This is a genomic window from Streptomyces sp. DSM 118878 (assembly GCF_052936595.1).
Genome location: NZ_CP193622.1, coordinates 3,864,881 through 3,888,609, shown reverse-complemented (window position 1 = coordinate 3,888,609; position 23,729 = coordinate 3,864,881). Strand labels below are relative to the sequence as shown.

The window sequence follows — 23,729 nt, the reverse complement described above, 5'->3', positions numbered from 1 at the left end:
AAAGTCCCGCGACACGCCGCTGTTCGGGCGCCGTGAGCGGGACTGTCCCGCAACGTGTCAGCTCGGCCGCAGCCGCAGCCGCAGCCGCAGCCACGTCCCCCGCCCCGTAGGCCCGCGCCCCGCAACCCCGGGCCCCGCAGTCCCGCCGCCCGTCCGCCCTATCCCCTCACCGCACCGCCGCCGTGATCCGGCCTGTCACCTCGCCGAGGCCGATCCTCGTGCCGCCTGCGCCGGGGGCCCAGGCCGAGAGGGTCACCTCGTCGCCGTCCTCCAGGAAGGTGCGCTTGCCGTCGGGGAGTTCGAGGGGGTCGCGGCCGTTCCAGGTGATCTCGATCAGGGAGCCGTACTGGCCGGCGGAGGGGCCGCTGACCGTGCCCGAGCCGTAGAGGTCGCCGGTGCGCAGGGAGGCGCCGTTGACCGTCATGTGGGCCAGCTGCTGCGCGGCCGTCCAGTACACCGTGGAGAAGGGGGGCTCGGAGATGACGTGGCCGTTGAGGGTGACCGTCATGCGGAGGTCGTAGCCGCCGGGTTCGTCCGCGGCGGACTCCGCCGAGTCGTCGAGGTAGGGCAGGAGCTGGTGCGTGCGCTCCGGGGGCGCGACCCGGGCCGCGTCCAGGGCCTCCAGCGGGGTGATCCAGGCCGACACCGACGTGGCGAAGGACTTGCCGAGGAACGGGCCGAGGGGCACGTACTCCCAGGCCTGGATGTCGCGCGCCGACCAGTCGTTGAGCAGCGTGAGCCCGAAGACGTGCTCGCGGAAGTCGGCCAGGGGGACGGGCGTTCCCTGCGTCGAGGGGGTGCCGACCACGAAGCCGACCTCGGCCTCGATGTCGAGGCGGACCGAGGGGCCGAAGACGGGGGCCGTGTCGGCGGGCGCCTTGCGCTGACCCGTCGGGCGTACGACGTCTGTCCCGGAGACCACGACGGTGCCGGACCGGCCGTGGTAACCGATGGGCAGGTGCTTCCAGTTGGGCGTCAGCGGGGTCGGTGAGTCCGGGCGGAAGATCTTGCCCAGGTGGGTCGCGTGGTGCTCGGACGCGTAGAAGTCGACGTAGTCCGCCACCTCGAACGGCAGGTGCAGGGTCGCTTCCGAGAGGGGGTGCAGCAGGGGCCGTACGGCCTCGCGGTGGGACGGGACGGTCACCCACGCGGTCAGGGCGCGCCGCACGTCGGACCAGGCGATGCGGCCCGCGGCGAGCAGCGGGTTCAGCGTCGGGCGCGCGAGGAGCGAGACATAGGGGGAGCCGAGCGCGGCGGCCGCGGCGCCCGCGTCCAGGACGTACGAGCCGAGCCGCACCCCGACCCTGCGCTGGTCGTTCCGCTCCCCGGCCAGGGAGAACACGCCGTAGGGAAGGTTGTGCGGCCCGAAGGGATCACCCTCGGGCAGGCCGAAGGGGTCGCCCTCGGGCAAGCCGGAGGGGGCACCCCCGGTAGGGCCGGATGAGGTGCCCTCCGAAAGGCCGGCGGAGTCGCCTGGGAAGGAGCCGGAGGAGTCGCCGGCGGCCGGGTCGAGCGGGGTCTGCTCGGACATGCGTACCTGCCTCACTTTCGTTAAGGGGTGTGCCACACGTTACGTGTGAGGCGCCCTGTTGCGGCAGTGTCTAAAGAGTTCGCAATGTCCGAATAGGCCTAGTCGGACTGGTCAATTCCGGGACTACCGTCCTGTGGGGGACGCGGGCAGCGTGGTCCGGGTCGGTCGCGACATACGCGTGGGGGACTCGTGGCCAGGATGAGCAACAGTGTGCCGTTCACTCCGGACCGGAACGTTCCGGGTCTTGTGGTCAAGTTCGGTGACTACCCCCTGCACCACGGCGGAGTGGGCGCGATCCGCAGCCTGGGGCGGCTCGGCGTACCGATGTACGCGATCACGGAGGACCGCTGGACGCCCGCCGCCGCCTCCCGGCATCTGACGCGTGCCTTCCCGTGGCCGACCACGGGCACCGAAGAGCCGGAACGCCTCGTGGCGGGACTGCTGCGGCTCGGGCGGCGGATCGGCGTGCCGACCGTCCTCATCCCCACGGACGAGGAAGCCGCCGTCCTCATCGCCGAGCACCAGGACGAGCTCTCCGGGGAGCGGACCGGGTTCGGCGGCTTCCTCTTCCCGCGCGGGCAAGCGGAACTGCCCCGGCGGCTCGCCAGCAAGCAGGGTCTGCACGAGCTGTGCGTGCGGCACGGTGTCGCCTCGCCCGTCGCTGCGTTCCCCGAGAACCGGGTGGACATAGCGGAGTTCGCGGCCACGGCGCGCTTCCCCGTGGTGGCCAAGAACCGTGAGGCGTTCACTCGGCGGAGGAGCCCGGTGGTGCAGGGCACCACGCGCATAGAGACGCCGCGGAAACTGCTCGCGCTCGCCGCGGGGTGGGGCGAGCAGCCGGGCGTGATCCTCCAGGAGTACCTGCCCCGGGAGCAGGCCGAGGACTGGATCGTGCACGCGTACTTCGGCCCGGACTCCTCGCCGCGCGCGCTGTTCACCGGGGTCAAGGTCCGCTCCTGGCCACCGCACGCGGGCATGACGGCGAACGCGTACGTCGTCGACAACCCGGAACTCGCGGACGTCGTCGCGCGTTTTATCAAGCAGATCGGCTACACCGGAATCATCGACCTCGACCTGCGCTTCGACCGGCGCGACGGTCAGTACAAACTGCTCGACTTCAACCCCCGGATGGGCGCCCAGTTCCGCCTCTTCGAGAGTGAGGCGGGGGTCGACGTCGTCCGCGCGATGCACCTCGATCTGACAGGGCGCGCCGTCCCTGCCGGAGAACAGCGCGCGGGTCACCGCTATGTCGTGGAGAACATCGACCTGCCCGCTCTCCTCGCCTACCGCCGCAGCGGGTACACGACGCCGCACGCCCCCGCCCGCGCGAGCGGTACGGAACTGGCGTGGCTCGCGAGGGACGACCTGAAGCCGTTCCTCACGATGCTCGTGCGGTTCGTGCGGCCAGGAGTGAAGCATCTGTACCAGCTCTGGCGCAGCCGGAGAGGGCATGGCGTGACGCCTTGGGGAGGGACTTCGTGATGGAACCAGTAGCAGTCGTCGGAGCCGGGCCTTACGGCCTGTCCACCGCCGCTCATCTGCGGGCGCGCGGCATACGGGTGCGGGTGTTCGGCGAGTCGATGGTGAGCTGGCGCAGGCACATGCCCCAGGGGATGCTGCTCAAATCGACCCCCGTGGCGTCGAACATCCACGCGCCGCAGCCCGGTCACGACCTCGTCGACTACTGCGACGCGGCGGGCATACGGCGACTGGTCACGGACGAGGACATCGTCCCCATCGAGACGTTCGTCGCGTACGGGGACTGGTTCCGGGAGCGGCTCGTGCCCGACGTGGAGCAGGTGCGCGTCGTCTCCGTCGAGCGGCACGGGCAGGGTGGCGCGGCCGGCTTCGATCTGAAGCTGGACTCCGGGGAGCAGTTCGCTGCCCGCGCGGTCGTCGTCGCCACCGGCCTGTCCGGCCTCTCGCGGCTGCCCCGCGAGCTGGCCGAAGCGGTGCCCGAGGGGGCCGGCCCCACGGCCGCGGTGTCGCACAGCTCCCAGCACCACGACCTGTCCCGCTTCGCCGGGCGCGACGTCATCGTGGTGGGCGCAGGGCAGTCCGCTCTGGAGACGGCCGTGCTCGCCGCGGAGGCCGGGGCGCGGGTGCGGGTGGTGGCGCGCGGCAAGGGCTCGGTGGCCTTCGGTGAACCGCCGTGGCGGCAGCCGAAGTTCCGCCCGGCGTCACCGTTCGGCCGTGCCTGGTCCCTCTACGCGATCACCTACCGAGCCGGTCCGTACCGCCATCTTCCGCCCCCTGCCCGGCACTTCCTGGTCCGGCGCGTCCTCGGCCCGCTCGGCGCGTGGTGGCTCCGGGAGCGTTATGAAGGCCTGGTCGCGACCCGTGAGGTGGCCCGCGTCATGCGCTCCCAGGTGCGTGAGGGGCAGCCCGTCCTGACGGTCGAGACGCTGGGCGGCCGCGTGGAGGAGCTCGCCGCCGACCACGTCATCGCCGCCACGGGCTACCGCGTCGACCTCGCCGCGATGGACTTCCTCGGCCATGGCCTCCGCGCCCGCCTCGCCGCGAGCCGCGGCACCCCGAAGCTGGGCGCCGGTTATGCGTCGTCCATACCCGGCCTGTACTTCACCGGCATGCTGGGTGGGTCGTCGTACGGGCCGGTGATGCGGTTCGTGTGCGGCACGGAGTTCGCGTCGCCGCGGCTGGCGGGGCACTTGGCGGCGGCGTGCGGGTGAGGTGCTGTACCCCCGGCCGGCGCAGGGGTGGTGAGCCGCCCGGGGCCCGACCGGTGTGCGTCCGGTGCCGCGGGTTGGTGGCCGAGTGCGTGACCGGTGGGCGCACCGTGCCGCGGCTTGGTCGCCGAGTGCGTGAGCGGTGCACGCCCCGTGCGGGGACCGGCAAGTGGCCAGTTGTACGCCGCGTGTGGGGAGCGGCAAGTGGCCAGTTGTACGCCGCGTGTGGGGAGCGGCAAGTGGCTCGTTGTACGCCCTGTGCACGGAGCACGATCCGCCACGTTCTGGTGAACCGCTGCCGGCCCCGTCGCACCCCACTCCGTACCGGCCTTGTCAAGCCGCTTCCGGTGTGGCTCAGGATCCGTATTCTCTGGATCATGTCCGCTGCCCTCGCATATGCACTCATCGCCACTGACCTGGACGGGACGCTGCTGCGCGGCGACGACACGGTCTCGGAACGGTCGCGGCGGGCGTTGGCCGCCGTGCGCGGGGCGGGCGCGCGGCATCTCGTCGTGACGGGGCGGCCCGCGCCCAGAGTGCGGCCCCTCTTCGACGACCTGGGGTACGACGGCCTCGCCGTCTGCGGGCAGGGGGCGCAGCTCTACGACGCCGGGGCGCACCGCATGGAGTGGTCGGTGACCCTCGACCGCGGGCTCGCCGAGGTGGCGCTCGGCAAGATCGAGGCGGAGGTCGGGCAGGTCGCCGCGGCCGTGGACCAGGACGGCGTGGACGGCCTCACCCTCATCGAGCCGGGGTACGAGATGCCGCACCCCACGCTCCCCGCGGTGCGCGTGCCCTGCCGTGACGTGCTCTGGGAGGCGCCCATCAGCAAGGTGCTGCTGCGCCACCCCCGCCTGGCCGACGACGAGTTGGCGGCGGTGGCGCGGGACGCGGTGGAATCGCTCGCGACGGTGACGATGTCCGGGCCCGGCACGGTGGAGCTCCAGCCGTGCGGGGTGACCAAGGCGACCGGTCTCGCGCTCGCCGCCGAACGGCTCGGCCTGACGGCAGCGGACACGATCGCCTTCGGTGACATGCCCAACGACATCCCCATGTTCCTGTGGGCGGCGCACGGCGTCGCCATGGCCAACGCCCACGCGGAACTCCGGGCGGCGGCCGACGAGTTGGCGCCGTCCAACGAGGACGACGGGATCGCGGTGGTCCTGGAGCGGCTGCTGGCCAGGCCCAGGCCCAGGCCCTGACCTCGCCCCGAAGCTCCTGGCGGAATCACCTGTTACCCCGCCGTTCGACCGATCCGGCGCTCCCATGTCCGGTGGAAGACGACCTCCGTGCCCTCCCGGCAGATCACCTCGTTCCACGTGAGGAAGTCCGACGCCTCGCACCTGATCTCCGAGTGCGTCTCGATCGTCGCGTCCCAGGCGAGCTCGGGGCGGTGCAGGCGGATCGTCCAGTCCGAGCGGGTGCGGGCCGTGAGGGGGTCCGACTCGTTGACCGTGTACGACTCCTGTGCGTCCTCGGTGAATTCGAGGCCGTCGGGGTACACGCGCGTGCCGCCGTAGCGCGGGTCGACGGAGAGGTGCCACTCGCCCTTGGCGACATCGCGTACGACCAGGCGTTCGGGGCGCTCCTCGTCGAGTGTGGCGGGGGAGACCACACCGAGCGGCTCCGACTGCTCAGGGGCCTCGAAGGTGATCGACGGGTCCAGGTCGCCGGTGCGGACGGGGAGTTCGAGGGAGCTGCCCGCCGGGTCGAGCGTGAAGCCCGCCGCGGAGTCCGGCTGCGGCCAGATCCAGGGCCAGTACGCGGAGGAGACCGCCAGACGGATGCGATGGCCGGGCGGGAAGGTGTGGCCGATGCCGTTGAGCTCGAAGGTCACGTCCTCCGTGGCGCCGGGCGGCCAGGGCTCCGCGCGGTCCCTGCCGTGGCGGGCGGAGAGATTCAGCACACCCCGGGTGACCAGCGTGGACGAGCCGTCGGGCGCGACGTCACAGAGGCGGGCGACCGCCTGCCCCGACGGCACGTCCATCCGCAGCCGCAGCGTCACCCTGGGCCGCCCGAGGACCCGTACCTCCGCGGGGACCTCGAACTCGAAGCACGCCGACTTCGCGTCCTCGTCCCGCTGGTCCGGCGGCAGGTCGGCATCATTGCCGAAGGGGAAGAACCGTCCCGCGTCCAGGCCCGTGTGCTGGGGCGAGGCGACGATCTGCGGGTGGCCCTGGAGCGCGTACGCGGTGGGGACGACGTTCGGGGAAGGCCAGGCGGGGTCGCCGGCCCAGCCGCCGGGCAGCTCCGGGTAGACCGTCGCCGGGGGGTGGGATCCGCTGATCCAGGAGCGCAGCTTCGGCTCGGCCATGACGCCGGTGTCCCGGCCCTTCAGGTGGTGGTCCCACCAGCGCAGGGTCTCCTGGAGGAAGCCGATCGCCGGGCCCGGGGGCAGGCCGCGGTCCGGGTACTGGTGCGACCACGGGCCGATGAGCCCGCGCACCTGGTCGTCGGGGAGGTGCTCGACGAGCCGCAGGACCGTGTCCCGGTACGGGTCGTGCCAGCCGCCGACCGCGAGGACCGCGGCGCCGATGGCGGAGTAGTCCTCGCAGACGCTGCCGTGGCGCCAGTAGTCGTCGCGCGTCTGATGGTCGAGCCAGGTGTGGATGAAGGGGTCCACGGACTCCAGCCGCGTCAGCCACATGTCGCGCCAGGCGTCGCCCACGTAGTAGGGGTCCGGCGGGCGCGAGACGAAGGCGAGCATCGTCGCCGCCCACGCGTGCATGTCCACCGCGAGGACGGAACCACCCATGTAGTGCACGTCGTTGTCATAGCGGTCGTCCGCGGAGCAGACCGTGACGATCGCCTTGAGCGGCTCGGGGGCCAGGGCCGCGATCTGGAGGGAGTTGAAGCCACCCCAGGAGATGCCGAACATGCCGACCTTGCCCGTCGACCAGTCCTGCGCGGCCAGCCAGTTCACCACCTCGACGCCGTCGGCGAGCTCCTGCGCGGAGTACTCGTCGGTGGGCAGGCCCTCGCTGTTGCCGTGGCCGCGGACGTCGACGCGTACGGAGGCGTAGCCGTGGCCCGCGTACCAGGGGTGGCGCTGCCAGTCGCGCGGCGCCGTCCAGTCGCTGAGCCGGTAGGGGAGGTATTCGAGGAGCACGGGGACGGGCTCGTCGGTGACCGGGCGCCACACGCGCGCGTAGAGCTTGGTCCCGTCGGCGAGGGGTACGCGGATGTCCTGGTGTGTCGTCTCGTAGGGGAACTCGGAGCGGATGTTCAGGTGCGTCATGGGAGGAACCTCGGTGGACGGGACGTCCTGGACGGACGGGGTGGGGGGAGCGTCCTCAGCGGATGGAAACAGCCGACGGAACAGCCGACGGAACAGCCGACGAAACAGCCGACGAAACAGCCGACGGAACAGAGGCCGGGCAAGGGGTCAGGCATGGGGCCGGGCATGGGGCCGGACAGGGGGCCGCTAGTGGACGGGACGCATCGTGCGGCGCAGCCACGGCGCGAGCGCGATCACGGCTATGCCCGCGACCACGGCCACACCGCCGTTCACGCCGAAGTAGGCGGGGTCGGAGACCTCTCCGTACACCTTCACGACCTGCGCCTGGATGCCGTTGGCGAGCGCGAGGGAGAGGAACCACAGGGCCATCGTCTGGCTGGCGAACGCCTTCGGCGCGAGCTTCGTGGTCGCGGACATGCCCGATGTCTCCAGGAGGACGTCACCGAGCCCGAGCAGCAGGTACGAGCCGACGATCCACCAGGCGGCCATCTCGTACGAGTCGTCGCCGTGCCCCGCGGTCGCCACGACCATCAGCAGGAACGAGAGGCCGCCGAGGATCACGCCGAAGGCGATCTTGTTGGAGGCGTGCGGCTGGCGCGTGCCCATCCGCGCCCAGACGGTGGCGACCACCGGGGCGAGCGCCACCTCGAAGGCGCCGAGCGCCGAGGCGTACCAGCTCGCGGGGAAGTGGTGGCCGAGGATCTCGGTCCTCGCGTTGGTCGAGGCGAGCAGCATCATCGTGGAGTACGCCTGGAAGAGGATGAAGTTGAAGACGACCGACGCGAGGAAGAGCACGACGTACGGGCGCAGGCGGCGCCGCTCCTCGCCGGTGACGCGCGGGCTGCGGAACATGACCGCGAAGTAGACGACCGGGGCGATCACCGATATGAGGGTGAGCAGGTCGACGAAGCGGTCCATGGTCAGCAGGCCGGTGGCGGCGAGGAACCCGGCGAGGGCCGCGACGGCGACGGCGCCGGCGGCGATCAGGAGGATCGCCCGCCGCATCGCGGCCGGTTCGAGGGCGTACTCCGCCGAGGCCTTGCGCCCCGCGAGATGGCGCCGGCCGAGCACGTACTGGACCAGGCCGAACGTCATGCCGACCGCCGCCGCGGAGAAGCCCCAGTGCCAGCCCCTGTGGTCGCCGAGCCAGCCGGTGATCAGCGGGCCCGCGAAGGCGCCCACATTGATCGCCATGTAGTAGAGCGCGAAGCCGGCGTCACGCCGCTCGTCCTCGGTGCGGTAGAGCTTGCCGACCATCGAGGCCACGTTCGGCTTCAGCAGCCCGGTGCCCGCGCTGATCAGGCCGAGGCCCGCCCATGTCATGCCCGCGATCGGCACGGCCATCGCGTAGTGGCCGCAGGCGATGAGCACGCCGCCCCACAGCACCGCGCGGTACGAGCCGAGGATGCGGTCGGCGAGCCAGCCGCCCGCCACGGAGACGAGGTAGACGAGCGTTCCGTACGCCGCCGAGACCGACGCGGCGGTGGCGGGGGCCATGCCCATGCCGTCGTTCGCGACGGAGTCGGCGAAGTAGAGCACCAGGATGGCCTGCATGCCGAGGAACGAGAAGCGCTCCCAGACCTCCAGGCCGGAGAGGGTGAGCAGGCCGCGCGGCTGCCCGAAGAAGGCACGGTCGTCGGCCGGCGGCGGCTCCACCGTCGGCTCCGCGGGCGGTTCGTGCTCGGCCGTGGTACGGGACAAAGCGGATGCTCCCGGTTGTTGTACACCTATGGGTGCGGGTTGGTCCTGTCGGTTGTATGGGCTGATCAGCAACATACCGGTGCTGATCGGAGGGCGCCCGGCCCGGTTCACCGTAGGGCGGGGAAGGTCCGTGCGGGCGCAAGGGGCCAGGTTGTGGGCAGGGTGGTGACGGACGACGAGCGGGCAGGTGCTCGCCGTGATCGAAACGCGACCGGATACGCTGACTTGAGTGATGGCAGCGACACATCGACAAACCGTGTCATCGACCGAGTTGTAATGATCGACCGAGTTCGCCATGTGATCGTCAGCAGACAGGAGAACCTCTCGTGACCGTCGTCGGGCCTTTCGGGCTGAGCGTGCGGGACCAGGCTCTCGAAGCCGATGTCCAGGCAGGGTTGGCGGCTGTCGAGGAGGGCCTCCTGGAGGCCACCAAGAGCGAGGTCCCCTTCATCACCGAGGCTGCCCAGCACCTCGTGCGCGCCGGGGGCAAGCGTTTCCGCCCCCTGCTCGTGATGCTGGCCTCGCAGTTCGGCGACCCCTACGCACCGGGCATCGTGCCGTCCGCCGTGGTCGTGGAGCTGACGCACCTCGCGACGCTCTACCACGACGACGTGATGGACGAGGCGGACGTGCGCCGCGGGGTCGACAGCGCCAACCAGCGCTGGAACAACTCCGTGGCCGTGCTGACCGGCGACTTCCTCTTCGCCCGCGCCTCGTACATCCTGGCCGACCTCGGCCCGGAGGCCGTGCGCATCCAGGCGGAGGCGTTCGAGCGGCTCGTCACCGGCCAGATCCTGGAGACGGCAGGTCCGCCCGAGGGCCGCGACCCGGTCGACCACTATCTCGACGTGCTCGGCGGCAAGACCGGCTCCCTGGTCGCCGTGGCCTGCCGGTTCGGCGCGATGATGTCCGGTGCCGACGAGACGGTCGTGGACGTCCTGACGCAGTACGGCGAGCGGCTCGGCGTGGCCTTCCAGCTCGCCGACGACGTGCTCGACATCGCCTCCGACTCCCACGAGTCCGGCAAGACGCCGGGCACGGACCTGCGCGAGGGCATCCCGACGCTGCCGGTCCTGCGGCTGCGGGAGCGCGTCGAGCGGCTCGGTCTGCCCGAGGACATCGCCCTGAGCGAGCTGCTCGCCTCCGACCTCACCGACGACGCCCGCCATGCCGAGGCCCTCATCAGACTGCGGGCGCACCCCGCCCTTGAGCAGGCCCGCAGGGACACGGTGCGCTACGCGGAGGAGGCGCGGGCCGCGCTGGCACCGCTGCCCGCCTGCGACGCCAAGACCTCCCTGGTGGAGCTCTGCGACCTGGTGGTGCACCGGGCCGGCTGAGGCCCGACCCCGAGAGCGACCTGAGAGCGGCGGCGTCAACCCCTACGGGACGGGTGAGGCGCCGCCGCTCTGTGTCATACCAGAGCAGTACATGGAGTTGGCCCCGGGGTCTGACGCTTCTGCGCGGCCGATTTGGTCGACTGGACTGCGACAAGGACCACCACTCCTGACCAATTCGGGTGAGAATGGCGGCGCGGGGTGGACGAAGGCATGCACGCACGTACAGGGAAGGCCGCCGCCGACCACGGAGGTAGGGCACACAATGGCACCGTACGAATCGGCACAGGACACCAGTGAAACCGGGGAACTGCGCGCCGGCCGCCGCAAGGCGGCTCGGTACGTGGTCCCGGTCGCGGTGGCGGGGGTGGCGGCGGCGACCATCGGGCTCGTCCCGGCGCTCGCCACCTCGGGCGACCCGGACCTGCCCGACATCACCGCCCAGGAACTCATCGAGAAGGTGGCGGCCTCGGAGACGCAGCAGCTCTCCGGCAACGTGAAGATCAGCACGGATCTGGGCCTGCCGTCGCTGGGCGGCATGGCGGGCGGCTTCGCCGGTGGCGGCGGGGGCGCGGACCGGGGCGAGGACGGCGAGGGGTCGGCGGCCGACCCCAAGGGCAAGTTGATGGAGCTCGCGTCCGGCACGCACACGCTGCGCGTGGCGGCCGACGGCCCCGACAAGCAGAAGGTGTCCGTCCTCGGCGACGCCGCCGAGTACAGCCTGATCCACAACGGCGACGAGCTGTGGGCGTACGACAGCGCGTCGAACGAGGCGTATCACGCGCAGGGCTCCCAGGCCCCGGACGACAAGGCGCACAAGGGCGAGGGGAAGCGGGACGGAAAGGCCCCGGAGGGCCTCCCCTCGACCCCCAAGGACTTCGCCGACCAGGCGCTGAAGGCCGTCGACGACACCACGTCCGTCAAGGTCGACGGCACCGCGCAGGTCGCGGGCCGCGACGCGTACCGACTGGTCATCAAGCCGAAGCAGTCGGGGTCGACGGTCGGTCAGATCACGGTAGCGGTGGACGCCAAGACGGGTACGCCGCTCAAGTTCACCCTGACCCCGGCCTCCGGTGGCGCGGCCGTCGTCGACGCGGGCTTCACGAAGGTCGACTTCGGCAAGCCGTCCGCTTCCACGTTCGACTTCACGCCGCCCAAGGGCGCGAAGGTCACCGAGGCCGACGACAAGGCGAAGGACCACGACGCCAAGGACCGGGCCAAGGGCGGCGAGGAGTTCAAGGAGCAGGACCTCAACGACCTGAAGGTCATCGGTGAGGGCTGGAACTCCATAGCCGAGCTGAGGCTGCCGGCCGGCCAGGGCCTGCCGACGGCCGGGTCGGGCGATGTCCCGCCGGACGCGCAGAAGCTGCTCGACTCCCTCGGCGACCAGGTCGACGGCAAGTTCGGCTCCGGCACGGTCTTCTCGACCCGCCTGATCAACGCCCTCGTCACCGACGACGGCAAGGTCTACGTGGGCGCGGTCACGAAGGACGCGCTGGTCAAGGCGGCGAACCGCTAGGGACGCGGCCCTGAGCGGTGGGTCAGCGGTGCCGGCCGTCCCGGCGCACGCGGCCCGCCGCCCGGGCGGCCACGCGTATCGATGCGGTCTGGAAGGCCCGGGGGCCCGGGCGACGGGAGGAAGCGGTGCCAGGCACCATCGGGGGACCCGCGACGCCGCGGGAGGCGGAAGCGGACCATGGCGGCGGCGGAGCCCCCGCGAGCTCCGGCCGCCTCGTGATCGAGACGCACGCCCTCACCAAGCGCTACGGCAGGCATCCGGCCGTCGACCGGCTCGACCTCCGCGTCCCCGAGGGCAGCGTCTTCGGCTTCCTCGGCCCCAACGGCTCGGGCAAGACCACCACCATCCGCATGCTGATGGGCCTGATCGCCCCGACCTCCGGCACCGCCCGGGTCCTCGGCAGCCCCATGCCGCGCGCCACGCGGACCGTGCTCCCGCACGTCGGGGCGTTGATCGAGGGCCCCGCCCTCTACGGCTTCCTGTCGGGCCGCGACAACCTCCTGCGGTACGACTCCGCCGACCCGGCAGCCGATCCCCGTACCCGCCGAAGGCGCGCCGAGGCCGCTCTCGACCGCGTGGGTCTGACCGCCGCCGCAGGCAAGAAGGCGAAGGCGTACTCGCTCGGGATGAAGCAGCGGCTGGGTCTCGCGGCGGCGCTCCTCCAGCCCCGACGGCTCCTCGTCCTCGACGAGCCGACCAACGGCCTCGACCCCCAGGGCATGCGGGAGATCCGCACGCTGGTGCGGGAACTGGCGGCGGAGGGCACGACCGTCTTCCTCTCCTCGCACCTCCTCGACGAGATCGAGCAGGTCTGCACGCACGTGGCCGTGATGACGCGGGGCCGCCTCATCACGCAGGGCACCGTGGCCGACCTCGCGGCGGGCGCGCGCGGCAGGCTGGTCGTGACGACACCGGACACGGGCGAGGCGGCGCGCGTCCTGAAGGAGCGGGGCGTGGCGGATCTCGTCGTGACGGAGGAGCGCGTGAGCGGCGAACCGCCGGGCAAGGACACGGCGGGCGGGGACACGGACCTGGCCGACCTGAACGCCGCGCTGGTCGAGGCGGGGGTGCGTGTCCGGGGCTTCGGACTGGAACGGGCGTCGCTGGAGGACGCGTTCGTGGCGCTGACGGGGGAGGGGTTCGATGTCGCGGGATGAGCCGGTGGGCGTGTCCGAGCCGGTGAGGGCAGACGGCCCCGGACCGACGGCGGGCGGCCCCGGGCGGCCGGGAGCCGTGGCGGCAGGTGCTGCACCCGGGCGGCCGGTGGCCGTGCCCATGGGCGGCACGCGGCAGCCGCGTGCGCTCTGGACGCTCGGCCTCTTCCGCAGCGAGCTGACGATCACCTTCCGCCGCTGGCGGACCCTCGCGCTGCTCGGCGTGCTGGCCGCCGTGCCGATCCTGGTCGGTATCGCCGTGAAGATCGAGACGAGCGACGGCTCGACGATCGGCGGGGGCGGCGAAGGGGGCGGCCCCGCCTTCATCGCGCAGATCACCAACAACGGCCTGTTCCTGGTCTTCACCGCGCTCGCGGCGACGCTGCCCACCTTCCTGCCCATGGCCGTCGGGGTGGTCGCGGGCGACGCCATCGCGGGCGAGGCGAACACGGGGACCCTGCGCTATCTCCTCGTCGCCCCCGCGGGCCGCACCCGGCTGCTGCTCGCCAAGTACGCGACCACGCTGACGTTCTGCCTGGTCGCGACGCTGGTCGTCGCCGTGTCCGCGCTGGCGACCGGCGCGATCCTCTTCCCGCTCGGTGAGGTCACCACGATCTCCGGCACGCGCATGAGCTTCGGTGAGGGGCTGCTGCGGGCTCTGTTCATCGCGCTCGTCGTCGCCGCGTCACTGGTCGGCGTCGCGGCGCTCGGCCTGTTCGTGTCGACGCTGACCAACAGCGGGATCGCGGCGATGGCGACGACCGTGGGGCTGCTGATCACGGTTCAGATCCTCGACCAGATACCGCAGCTGCACGGCCTGCACCCGTACTTCTTCTCGCACTACTGGCTGTCCTTCGCCGACCTGATGCGCGAGCCGGTCTACTGGGACGACCTCGTCAAGAACCTACAGATGCAGGGGCTGTACGCGGCGGTCTTCGGCTCGGCGGCGTGGGCGCGGTTCGGCGGGAAGGACATCATGGCCTGACGCCGGCCGCTGCCGGCTCAGTCCTTGTCGTACGGGAAGCGCGCCACCTGTGGCTCCTGGGCGAAGAACGTCTTGGCGCGAAGAAGGGCCTGCTCGTCGTCGAGTACGTTGCCGGGCTTGCTGCCGTTGCCGAGCAGGACGCCGCCGAAGCGCATCGGGAAGAACGCGGCGGTGTTCCGCAGCGTGCCGATGAGCGGCTCGGCGACCTCCTCCTCGCGGTGCGCGAGCGCGGTGACGCCCCACAGGGTGCGGCCCTTGAGGCTCTCCTTGAAGTCGACCTCCGGGACCTCCAGCCAGGCGTCCCAGAAGTCGAGGTAGCGCTTGGTGGTGGCGGAGACGGAGTACCAGTACAGCGGCGAGGCGATGACGATGTCCGTGGCTTCGAGGGTGGCGTCGAGCAGCAGCGCCTCGTTGCCGCTGGTGGGCCGGGGGCGTGCGCGGGGCAGGGTGCTGTCGTGCCGCAGGTCCTCGAAGTCGGGCAGCGGCAGGTCGGCCAGGTGCAGCCAGCGCTGCTCGACGTCGGCGGGAAGCTGTTCGGCGGCCTTGCGGGCCAGGGTCTCGGTGTTGCCCCCGGCGCGGGCGCTGCCGAGGACGAAGAGGAACGTGCGGCTCATGGGAATCCCCCTGGATATGGCTCTACGGCTCTGCTCCATCAGTCCTTGCACGCGCACTATATGCACGCGCAAGGAACTGCGTCCAGGGTTTTGGGCTTCAGGGGCGTACGTGGATGACCCAGCCGGGGGCGTACGTGGCGGGCACCGTGTGGCGGGGCCAGTCGTGGGCCCAGTGCGGGGGCGCCGCGCCGCGCAGGATGAGGGCGGCGGGGTGGCGCGGGTCGGCCAGGCCGCCGGGCGCGCAGCCGGCGGTGTGGGCGACGGGGATGACGGACGTGTTGCCGGCCACCACGCAGGGCCCGGCCACGTCACCGACGCCGTGCCGGTGCAGGGCCTCGGCGATGCGCTGCCAGTCACCGCGGGCGCCGGCCTGGATGCGGGCGTTGCCGCGGACGAGGCCGGCCTGTACGGCGAGGTGCCCGGCAAGGGCGAGCGCCAGCCCGGCGGCGGCGACCCTCCGAAGCCGTGCCCCACGGACGAGGTCGACCACGGCGAGCAGCCCGAGGGCGGCGGCGGGGGCGAGCAGGGCGTGGGCGGGAAGGAGGAAGCGGGGAGCGGCGTAGGGAACGAGAAGCAGGTAGGGCAACGCGACGACGAGAGCCCCGACCACGGCAAGCCAACAACCATCCAGCTCCCGACCAGGCCGACCGCTCGGCGGCGGTGCGTGCCCCTGGCTGCGCCAGACCCCCGGCGGCGGTGCGTCCCCCCGGCTGTGGCGGAGTCTTGGCGTGGTGCCGCGGTGGAGGCTCCATAGGCCCATTCCGACCAGGAGCGGCAGGAGGAGCCACCACTCCGCCGCTACGAGTCGGATGCCGTCGCTGTCGCACGGGCGGCAGAGCAGTGGCCCGTCCAGCACGGTGAAGTGGTGCGCGGCGGCCAGCAGCGGGCGCAGGTCCCCCTGCACCTCGCTGGCCTCGGCGAGCCGTTCACGGACACCGCCGAAGCGGACGTACGCCTCGATGGCCCAGGGCAGCACGCCCCCCGCGAGCCCGCAGAGCACCGCCAGGACGCGCCCCCGCCCCCGCCAGGCGGGCACGAGCAGCGCGGCGAGCAGAAGCGGCAGGCCGAGGGCGAAGCCGTCGTTGGGGCGCATGAGGGTGGCGAGCGCGAGCCAGCCCGCGACCCCGGCGTACGTGACGGACGACTGCCGCTCCCACAGGAACAGCCCGACCGCCCCGACGCCCCCCATGGCGGTGTAGTGGTTGGGCATGGCGCCGTTCGCGTAGAACGCCGTGATCCACAGCCCGCCGTACAGCGCGGCGGCGACGCCGACGGCCGAGCCTCGCCGCAACACCCGTAGCCACGGCAGGAACGCCAGGTAGAGGGCGGCGCTGGAGAGCAGGAGCAGCCACACCCGGAGCAGGACGACGGAGTCGCTCCAGGACGCCACGGGCGCGACCAGCAGGGGCACACCACGGGTACGGGGCGCGCTGAAGTCCGTGCCCGGCCCGTAGGGGGAGAACCGGCTGACGTAGACGAGCTCGTCCCACCCGAGGGGCAGGGTGAGCGGCACGAGGGCGAGGGACAGCAGGGCGTAGAGGGCGCAGGCGGCGAGGAGGAGGTGGTGCGGGCGGGGCGTTCGGCGCGGACCGATACCGGTCGTGTGCCCTCCCGGTCTCCCCGCCCCGTAAGCCCGCCCGCTCACGCGGAAGCCGCCTCGTGTATGCGCTCCTCGGCCACGGGCCTGCCGGTCACGGGCCTGCCGACCACGGGCCTGCCGGTCACGGGCATGCGGGGGCCTCCTACGTGACGGGGACGGGCGTCAACGGCGTACGCCCCAGCTTGCCACCGCATGCCGCGCGCCCCCAGCGGAGGCCGACTAGTGGACGCAGAACTCGTTGCCCTCCGGGTCCGTCATGATCACCCATTCGCCGCCCTGCTCCTTGACGTGCCGCGCCACGGTGGCGCCCAGGAGCTCGATGCGGCTCACCTCGTCGTCGCGCCGCCCCGGCGCCGAGTGGACGTCGAGGTGGAGGCGGTTCTTGCCGGACTTGGGCTCGGGGACCCGCTGGAAGAGGATGCGGCGGCCCAGGCCGGTGCCGCTCTCCGGCTCGTGCGGGTCCTCGGGGTGCCGCACCGCGGCGAGGTCGCGCCACGCGCGGCGGTCGCCGAGCCGGACGGTGACCGCCTCCGGCACCGCGCCGAAGCCGAGGAGGCGGTCGACCAGCGCGCTGTGGTCCTCCATCTCGTAGCCCAAAACCTCGCCCCAGAAGGCGGCTTGGGCGTGCGGGTCGGTGGCGTCGATGACGAGCTTCCAGTGCAGAGTGGTCATGTAACCAGTTATAGCGGTTACCTCATGGCAGGGGTAGTGCAAAACGCTGGGTATCCGAACGAAGCAACGAAGCTACGACTCGGCGCCCGTGGAGCCGAGCGGCGCTCTCAGGCCGCGGGCTCCGGCTCGCCCTTCGAGGTGGCGGCGGCGGGCGCGGCGGCAGCGGCCTTCCGGGCGGCGGCCAGACGGGTGGCGTTGCGCCGCGCCGTCCGCAGCGCGTCCCACGTGAGCAAGGAGAGCGCCAGCCACACGAGCCCGAAGCCCGCCCAGCGCTCGGGCGGCATGGCCTCGTGGAAGTAGAGGATGCCGAGGAGGAACTGGAAGACCGGGGCGAGGTACTGGAGCAGCCCCAGCGTCGAGAGCGGCACCCGGATCGCCGCGGCCCCGAAGCAGACCATCGGGGCGGCGGTCACCACGCCGGTGGCCGCGAGCAGCGCCCCGTGCCCGAGGCCCTCCGTGCCGAACGTGGCGTCGCCCTGCGTGCCGAGCCACACCAGATAGCCGAGCGCGGGCAGGAACTGCACGGCGGTCTCGGCGGCGAGCGACTCCAGGCCACCGAGGTTGACCTTCTTCTTCACCAGGCCGTACGTGGCGAAGGAGAAGGCGAGGCAGAGCGAGATCCACGGCGGCTGCCCATAGCCGAAGGCGAGCACGAGGACCGCCGCGAGGCCGACGGCGACCGCCGTCCACTGCACGGGACGCAGCCGTTCGCCGAGGAGCAGGACGCCCATGGCGATGGTGACCAGGGGGTTGATGAAGTAGCCGAGCGAGGCCTCGACGACGTGGCCGGAGTTCACGGCCCAGATGTAGACGCCCCAGTTGACGGTGATGACCGCCGCGGCGATCGTCACCAGGCCCAGCCTGCGCGGCTGCCGCACGAGCTCGCGGGCCCAGCCCCAACGCCGTACGAAGAGCAGTGCGACGCCCACCACGATGAGCGACCACGCCATGCGGTGCGCGAGGATCTCTCCGGCTCCGGCGGGCTTGAGGAGCGGCCAGAAGAGGGGGACCAGGCCCCACATCCCGTAGGCCGCGAAGCCGTTCAGCAGTCCTGTGCGCTGCTCTCTCCTCGACGCTTCGGCTGCTGCTCCGCCGTCCACGGCCCCTCCTCGCTGCACGACAGCCCCACGCTGCCCGTACGAAGGTAGCGCCGGGGGGCCCTGCCTGTCATGCCCGTATGAGGGAGACGCTCATGACACCGCCCCCTGCCCCCGGGCCCGGAACCCCCTAGGCGCGCACGGCTGCGGCCACCGCTAGGCGCGCACGGCTGCGGCCACCGCGTCCGCGATGGGGGTGGTGGGCCGGCCGATCAGCCGGGAGAGGTCACCGCTCGTTGCCGAGAGGCGCCCCCGCCCTATGGCCGCGTCGACGTCCACGAGCATCGCGGCCAGCGGCTCCGGCAGCCCGGCCCCGGTGAGCACCGCGAGGTGCTCATCTGCGGAGACGTCCGCGTACGAGATCTCCTTGCCGCTCAGCCGCGCGACCTCCGCGGCGTACTCCCGCAGGCTCCACGCGACGTCACCGCTCAGCTCGTAGGTCTTGCCCTCGTGGCCCTCGCCGGTCAGGACGGCGACGGCCGCCGCGGCGTAGTCGGCGCGCGAGGCGGAGGCGACGCGGCCCTCACCGGCGGAGCCGACGACGGCACCGTGCGCGAGGACGGGCGCGAGGTTCTCGGTGTAGTTCTCGTGGTACCAGCCGTTCCGCAGGAACGTGTACGGCAGCCCCGACTCCAGGATCAGCTCCTCGGTCACCTTGTGCTCGGCCGCCAGGTCGAAGTCGGCCTCGGGGCCGCCGAGGATCCCCGTGTAGGCGAGCAGCGCCACGCCCGCCTCGCGCGCGGCGTCGATCACCGCGCGGTGCTGCGGCACCCGCTGCCCGACCTCGCTGCCGGAGATCAGCAGGACCCGGTCGCCCGCCGCGAAGACGCCGCTCAGCGTCTCGGGGGCGTTGTAGTCGGCGATCCGCAGCTCGACGCCGCGCTCGGCGAGGTCGGCGGCCCTGTCCTTGTCGCGGACGGCCGCGACGACCTCCGCCGCGGGAACGCCGGCGGCGAGGAGGCCCTCGATGACGAGGCGGCCGAGGTGTCCGGTGGCTCCGGTGACGACGATGCTCATGTCTGAATGCTCCCGTTACGCGATTGAAGTTCCGTATGATGCTCGATACTCACCCTAGGCACTGCACTAACTATTGGAAAGTACCCACTTTGAAGTAAGGTACTGGCATGGCAGTAAGTGAGCGACTTCAGGCAATGCGGGACGGCGAGGCCATGTGCCCGCACCGGCTCGTCCTTGAGCACGTCACGAGCCGCTGGGGCGTGCTCGCCCTCATCGCCCTGGAGGAGCGCTCGTACCGTTTCAGCGAGCTGCGCCGCGCCATCGGCCGCGTCAGCGAGAAGATGCTGACCCAGACGTTGCAGACCCTGGAGCGCGACGGCCTGGTGCACCGCGACGCCAAGCCGGTCATCCCGCCCCGCGTCGACTACTCCCTCACGGAGCTGGGCCGCGAGGCCGCCGAGCAGGTCAGGGCCCTCGCAACGTGGACGGAGCGGCGCATGGCCGACGTACAGAAGGCACGCACGGCATACGACGAGGCCCGGTCCTGAGAGATCAGGAACGGGCCTCGGCCGCAGGACGGACGGCGCCGGGCTAGCCGACGACCGTCCACGTGTCGCCGCCCGCGAGCAGCGCGGCGAGGTCACCCTTGCCGTTCTGTTCGATGGCGGTGTCGAGCTGGTCGGCCATGAGCGTGTCGTAGACCGGCCGTTCGGTGTTGCGGAACACGCCGATCGGGGTGTGGTGCAGGGTGTCCGGGTCGGCCAGGCGGGAGAGGGCGAACGCGGTCGTCGGCGACGTGGAGTGCGCGTCGTGGACGAGGATGTCGCGCTCGTTCTCCGGTGTGACCGCGACGACCTTCAGGTCGCCGGTGGCCGGGTCGCGTACGACGCCCTTGGAGGCGTCGGTGCCGAAGCGGATGGGCTGTCCGTGCTCCAGGCGGATGACCGCTTCCTCGGCCTGCTGCTTGTCCTTCAGGACCTCGAAGGCGCCGTCGTTGAAGATGTTGCAGTTCTGGTAGATCTCCACCAGGGCCGTGCCGGGGTGCTCGGCGGCCTCGCGCAGCACGCTGGTGAGGTGCTTGCGGTCGGAGTCGACCGTGCGCGCCACGAAGGAGGCCTCCGCGCCGATGGCGAGGGAGACGGGGTTGAAGGGGGCGTCCAGGGAGCCCATCGGGGTCGACTTGGTGATCTTGCCGACCTCGGAAGTGGGGCTGTACTGGCCCTTGGTGAGGCCGTAGATCCGGTTGTTGAACAGCAGGATCTTCAGGTTCACGTTGCGGCGCAGGGCGTGGATGAGGTGGTTGCCGCCGATGGACAGCGCGTCGCCGTCCCCGGTGACCACCCACACGGACAGATCGCGGCGCGAGGAGGCCAGGCCCGTGGCGATGGCCGGGGCGCGGCCGTGGATGGAGTGCATCCCGTAGGTGTTCATGTAGTACGGGAAGCGGGAGGAGCAGCCGATGCCCGAGACGAAGACGATGTTCTCCTTCGCCAGGCCGAGTTCGGGCATGAAGCCCTGCACGGCCGCCAGCACGGCGTAGTCACCACAGCCGGGGCACCAACGCACCTCCTGGTCGGACTTGAAGTCCTTCATGGACTGCTTGGCCTCGGCCTTGGGCACCAGGGAAAGCGCTTCGATCGTGCTCCCGGTGCCTTCCGACTCGGCCGTCTTCGTGTCAGCCATCGATGGCCTCCTTCAAAGCGGTGGCGAGCTGCTCGGCCTTGAACGGCATTCCGTTGACCTGGTTGTACGAGACCGCGTCCACCAGGTACTTGGCCCTGATGAGGGTGGCGAGCTGGCCGAGGTTCATCTCGGGGACCACCACCTTGTCGTAAGCCTTCAGGACCTCGCCGAGATTGGCGGGGAAGGGGTTGAGGTGGCGCAGGTGGGCCTGGGCGATGGGCTGCCCGGCCGCGCGCAGCCTGCGCACCGCCGCCGTGATCGGCCCGTACGTGGAACCCCAGCCCAGGACCAGCGTGGTGGCGTCGCCGCCCATGTCGTCGACTTCGAGGTCGGGGATCCGGATGCCGTCGACCTTGGCCTGGCGGGTGCGGACCATGAAGTCGTGGTTGGCCGGGTCGTAGGAGATGTTGCCCGTGCCGTTCTGCTTCTCGATGCCGCCGATGCGGTGCTCAAGGCCCGGCGTGCCCGGGATCGCCCAGGGGCGGGCCAGGGTCTGCGGATCACGCTTGTAGGGCCAGAAGACCTCGGTGCCGTCGTCCTCGGTGTGGTTGGTACCGGAGGCGAACTGGACCCGCAGATCGGGCAGTTCGTCGACATCGGGGATGCGCCAGGGCTCGGAGCCGTTGGCCAGGTAGCCGTCGGAGAGCAGGAAGACCGGGGTGCGGTAGGTGACCGCGATGCGGGCCGCCTCCAGCGCCGCGTCGAAGCAGTCCGCCGGGGTCTTGGGCGCCACGATCGGCACCGGCGCCTCGCCGTTGCGCCCGTACATCGCCTGGAGCAGGTCGGCCTGCTCGGTCTTGGTCGGCAGACCGGTGGAGGGGCCGCCGCGCTGGATGTCCACCACCAGCAGCGGCAGTTCCAGGGAGACCGCGAGGCCGATGGTCTCCGACTTCAGCGCCACACCCGGACCGGACGTCGTCGTCACCGCCAGCGAGCCGCCGAAGGCCGCGCCCAGGGCCGCGCCGATCCCGGCGATCTCGTCCTCGGCCTGGAAGGTGCGCACGCCGAAGTTCTTGTGCTTGGACAACTCGTGCAGGATGTCCGAGGCCGGCGTGATCGGATACGAGCCCAGATACAGCGGCAGATCCGCCTGCCGGCCCGCCGCGATCAGCCCGTAGGACAGCGCCAGGTTCCCGGAGATGTTGCGGTAGGTGCCGGTGGGGAAGGCCGCCGTGGCCGGGGCGACCTCGTAGGAGACCGCGAAGTCCTCGGTGGTCTCGCCGAAGTTCCAGCCCGCGTGGAAGGCGGCGATGTTCGCCTCGGCGATCGCCGGCTTCTTGGCGAACTTGGTCCGCAGGAAGCGTTCCGTCCCCTCGGTCGGCCGGTGGTACATCCACGACAACAGGCCGAGGGCGAACATGTTCTTGGACCGGCCCGCGTCCTTGCGCGAGAGGCCGGAGTCCTTCAGCGCCTCCACCGTCAGCGTGGTCAGCGGCACCGGGTGCACGCTGTAGCCGTCCAGGGAGCCGTCCTCCAGCGGCGAGGTGTCATAGCCGACCTTCTGCATCGCCCGCTTGGAGAACTCGTCCGTGTTCACGATGATCTCCGCGCCGCGCGGCACGTCGCCGATGTTCGCCTTCAGCGCGGCCGGGTTCATCGCCACCAGCACGTTCGGCGCGTCGCCCGGCGTGAGGATGTCGTGGTCGGCGAAGTGGAGCTGGAAGGAGGACACACCCGGCAGGGTTCCGGCGGGCGCCCTGATCTCGGCCGGGAAGTTCGGCAGCGTCGACAGGTCGTTTCCGAACGACGCCGTCTCCGAAGTGAACCGGTCGCCCGTGAGCTGCATGCCGTCACCGGAGTCACCCGCGAAACGGATGATCACCCGGTCCAGACGCCGCACATCTTTCTCGGGCGACTTGCGTTGCCCCCCGACGACTGCCGCGTCGGCCTGCTCCGCTTGGCTACTGACCTGGCTGGTCACTGAACTGGACCTCCCTCGAGGCGGCTGAACGGGAGCGCCGGGACGCCCGGCGTTCCCAGGGCCCACCCTACGTCGGTAAGGGGGGCCTTCCTCGGGTAGCTCGCATGATGGACGCTTTTTTGAGACGCCCTCTTGCGCTGATTTGCCATGTTCTGCCTCGTCCCCCGGCCCTTCATAGATGACGCTCCCCGCTCATCCTCTGGTTCTAGGACTGACTGTGGCTCGTACGGCTGTTCGGTGCTCCGTGTGATCGTGCGGTGGTTCTGCGTGATGCTTCTGGGTGGTGCTTCTGGGTGGTGCTTCTGGGTGGTGCTTGTGCTTCTGGATCAGTTGTTACCCGGCAGATTGTCCGCCGTCATGAGTTGAGGTAGGTGAGAACGGCGAGCACGCGACGGTGATCCCCGTCACTCGGGGACAGGCCGAGCTTCAGGAAGATGTTGCTGACGTGCTTCTCCACGGCTCCGTCGCTCACCACGAGCTGCCGGGCGACCGCGGAGTTCGTCCGCCCCTCGGCCATCAGCCCGAGTACCTCGCGCTCACGCGGTGTGAGCCCCGCGAGAACGTCCTGCTTCCGGCTGCGGCCGAGGAGCTGCGCCACGACCTCGGGGTCGAGCGCCGTGCCGCCCTCGGCCACCCGCACCACCGCGTCGACGAACTCCCGTACCTCCGCGACGCGGTCCTTGAGCAGATAGCCCACGCCCCGGCTCGACCCGGCGAGCAGTTCGGTGGCGTACTGCTCCTCGACGTACTGCGAGAGGACCAGCACTCCGAGGTCCGGATGCACGGAACGCAGATACACCGCGGCCCGCACCCCTTCGTCGGTGTGCGTCGGCGGCATCCTCACGTCGGCCACGACCACGTCCGGCAGGGCGTTCTGCGCCGCGAGGTCGGTGATCGTCTTGATCAGGGCCTCCGCGTCACCCACACCGGCGACCACGTCGTGCCCGCGGTCGGTCAGCAACCGGGTCAGGCCCTCCCTGAGCAGCACTGAATCCTCGGCAATGACCACCCGCACTGTGTCCTCCACTGTTCTCGG

The 23,729-nt window shown here is 71.4% G+C and carries 19 protein-coding genes; 8 read left to right on the top strand and 11 right to left on the bottom strand.

Going from position 1 to position 23,729, the window contains the following annotated elements:
- Positions 1-166: 166 nt before the first annotated feature.
- Complete coding sequence (fahA, locus tag ACRAKF_RS17140; protein WP_447038035.1) at positions 167-1,531, bottom strand: fumarylacetoacetase; 1,365 nt, start codon at positions 1,529-1,531, stop codon at positions 167-169.
- A gap of 198 nt (positions 1,532-1,729) precedes the next feature.
- Between fahA and ACRAKF_RS17135 the strand changes: the two genes are divergently transcribed.
- The 3 genes from ACRAKF_RS17135 to ACRAKF_RS17125 all read left to right on the top strand — a co-directional run bounded on the left by ACRAKF_RS17135 (position 1,730) and on the right by ACRAKF_RS17125 (position 5,420).
- Positions 1,730-3,013 (top strand): carboxylate--amine ligase, encoded by a 1,284-nt coding sequence (locus tag ACRAKF_RS17135; protein ID WP_447038034.1) that lies wholly within the window; start codon positions 1,730-1,732, stop codon positions 3,011-3,013.
- On the top strand, positions 3,010-4,221 hold the full coding sequence (locus tag ACRAKF_RS17130; RefSeq protein ID WP_447038033.1) for an FAD-dependent oxidoreductase: 1,212 nt from the start codon (positions 3,010-3,012) through the stop codon (positions 4,219-4,221). Before ACRAKF_RS17135 ends, ACRAKF_RS17130 begins: the two co-directional genes overlap by 4 nt.
- A gap of 374 nt (positions 4,222-4,595) precedes the next feature.
- Positions 4,596-5,420, top strand: coding sequence for an HAD family hydrolase (locus tag ACRAKF_RS17125; protein ID WP_447038032.1), 825 nt, complete (start codon positions 4,596-4,598; stop codon positions 5,418-5,420).
- 32 nt (positions 5,421-5,452) lie between these two features.
- Here the strand turns inward: ACRAKF_RS17125 and ACRAKF_RS17120 are convergent, their stop codons facing one another.
- On the bottom strand, positions 5,453-7,447 hold the full coding sequence (locus ACRAKF_RS17120; RefSeq protein ID WP_447042031.1) for a CocE/NonD family hydrolase: 1,995 nt from the start codon (positions 7,445-7,447) through the stop codon (positions 5,453-5,455).
- A 195-nt stretch (positions 7,448-7,642) separates the two neighbouring features.
- Positions 7,643-9,157 carry a peptide MFS transporter gene (locus ACRAKF_RS17115; RefSeq protein WP_447038031.1) on the bottom strand — a complete coding sequence of 505 codons (1,515 nt, stop codon included), beginning with the start codon at positions 9,155-9,157 and terminating at the stop codon, positions 7,643-7,645.
- 326 nt (positions 9,158-9,483) lie between these two features.
- Here ACRAKF_RS17115 and ACRAKF_RS17110 point away from each other — a divergent pair, with 326 nt between their 5' ends.
- The 4 genes from ACRAKF_RS17110 to ACRAKF_RS17095 all read left to right on the top strand — a co-directional run bounded on the left by ACRAKF_RS17110 (position 9,484) and on the right by ACRAKF_RS17095 (position 14,149).
- A complete protein-coding gene (locus ACRAKF_RS17110; RefSeq protein WP_447038030.1) occupies positions 9,484-10,494 on the top strand; it encodes a polyprenyl synthetase family protein in 1,011 nt (336 codons plus the stop codon).
- Between the two features lie 262 nt (positions 10,495-10,756).
- Positions 10,757-12,010, top strand: a complete 1,254-nt coding sequence (locus ACRAKF_RS17105; protein WP_447038029.1) for a LolA family protein — start codon at positions 10,757-10,759, stop codon at positions 12,008-12,010.
- A 215-nt stretch (positions 12,011-12,225) separates the two neighbouring features.
- The gene (locus tag ACRAKF_RS17100; protein ID WP_447042030.1) at positions 12,226-13,167 is read left to right on the top strand and encodes an ABC transporter ATP-binding protein; all 942 of its coding nucleotides are present in this window, start codon (positions 12,226-12,228) and stop codon (positions 13,165-13,167) included.
- Positions 13,168-13,285: 118 nt separating this feature from the next.
- Entirely contained in the window at positions 13,286-14,149 is an 864-nt protein-coding gene (locus ACRAKF_RS17095) for an ABC transporter permease (RefSeq protein ID WP_447042028.1), read from the top strand.
- Positions 14,150-14,166: 17 nt separating this feature from the next.
- Here the strand turns inward: ACRAKF_RS17095 and ACRAKF_RS17090 are convergent, their stop codons facing one another.
- From ACRAKF_RS17090 to ACRAKF_RS17070, 5 genes are all read right to left on the bottom strand, one after another.
- Positions 14,167-14,763 (bottom strand): flavodoxin family protein, encoded by a 597-nt coding sequence (locus ACRAKF_RS17090; RefSeq protein WP_447038028.1) that lies wholly within the window; start codon positions 14,761-14,763, stop codon positions 14,167-14,169.
- 97 nt (positions 14,764-14,860) lie between these two features.
- On the bottom strand, positions 14,861-16,408 hold the full coding sequence (locus tag ACRAKF_RS17085) for a hypothetical protein (RefSeq protein WP_447038027.1): 1,548 nt from the start codon (positions 16,406-16,408) through the stop codon (positions 14,861-14,863).
- A 174-nt stretch (positions 16,409-16,582) separates the two neighbouring features.
- Positions 16,583-17,035, bottom strand: coding sequence for a VOC family protein (locus ACRAKF_RS17080; protein WP_447038026.1), 453 nt, complete (start codon positions 17,033-17,035; stop codon positions 16,583-16,585).
- A 107-nt stretch (positions 17,036-17,142) separates the two neighbouring features.
- Positions 17,143-18,135 (bottom strand): EamA family transporter RarD, encoded by a 993-nt coding sequence (rarD, locus tag ACRAKF_RS17075; protein ID WP_447038025.1) that lies wholly within the window; start codon positions 18,133-18,135, stop codon positions 17,143-17,145.
- A gap of 153 nt (positions 18,136-18,288) precedes the next feature.
- Positions 18,289-19,149, bottom strand: a complete 861-nt coding sequence (locus tag ACRAKF_RS17070) for an SDR family oxidoreductase (RefSeq protein ID WP_447038024.1) — start codon at positions 19,147-19,149, stop codon at positions 18,289-18,291.
- A 107-nt stretch (positions 19,150-19,256) separates the two neighbouring features.
- On the opposite strand from ACRAKF_RS17070, the gene ACRAKF_RS17065 reads away from it, so the two are divergent.
- On the top strand, positions 19,257-19,637 hold the full coding sequence (locus ACRAKF_RS17065; protein ID WP_447038023.1) for a winged helix-turn-helix transcriptional regulator: 381 nt from the start codon (positions 19,257-19,259) through the stop codon (positions 19,635-19,637).
- 43 nt (positions 19,638-19,680) lie between these two features.
- Here the strand turns inward: ACRAKF_RS17065 and ACRAKF_RS17060 are convergent, their stop codons facing one another.
- The 3 genes from ACRAKF_RS17060 to ACRAKF_RS17050 all read right to left on the bottom strand — a co-directional run bounded on the left by ACRAKF_RS17060 (position 19,681) and on the right by ACRAKF_RS17050 (position 23,708).
- A complete protein-coding gene (locus ACRAKF_RS17060; protein ID WP_447038022.1) occupies positions 19,681-20,772 on the bottom strand; it encodes a 2-oxoacid:ferredoxin oxidoreductase subunit beta in 1,092 nt (363 codons plus the stop codon).
- The gene (locus tag ACRAKF_RS17055) at positions 20,765-22,693 is read right to left on the bottom strand and encodes a 2-oxoacid:acceptor oxidoreductase subunit alpha (protein WP_447038021.1); all 1,929 of its coding nucleotides are present in this window, start codon (positions 22,691-22,693) and stop codon (positions 20,765-20,767) included. The genes ACRAKF_RS17060 and ACRAKF_RS17055 overlap by 8 nt, the downstream gene beginning before the upstream one ends.
- A gap of 355 nt (positions 22,694-23,048) precedes the next feature.
- The gene (locus ACRAKF_RS17050) at positions 23,049-23,708 is read right to left on the bottom strand and encodes a LuxR C-terminal-related transcriptional regulator (protein WP_447038020.1); all 660 of its coding nucleotides are present in this window, start codon (positions 23,706-23,708) and stop codon (positions 23,049-23,051) included.
- Between the last annotated feature and the right edge of the window lie 21 nt (positions 23,709-23,729).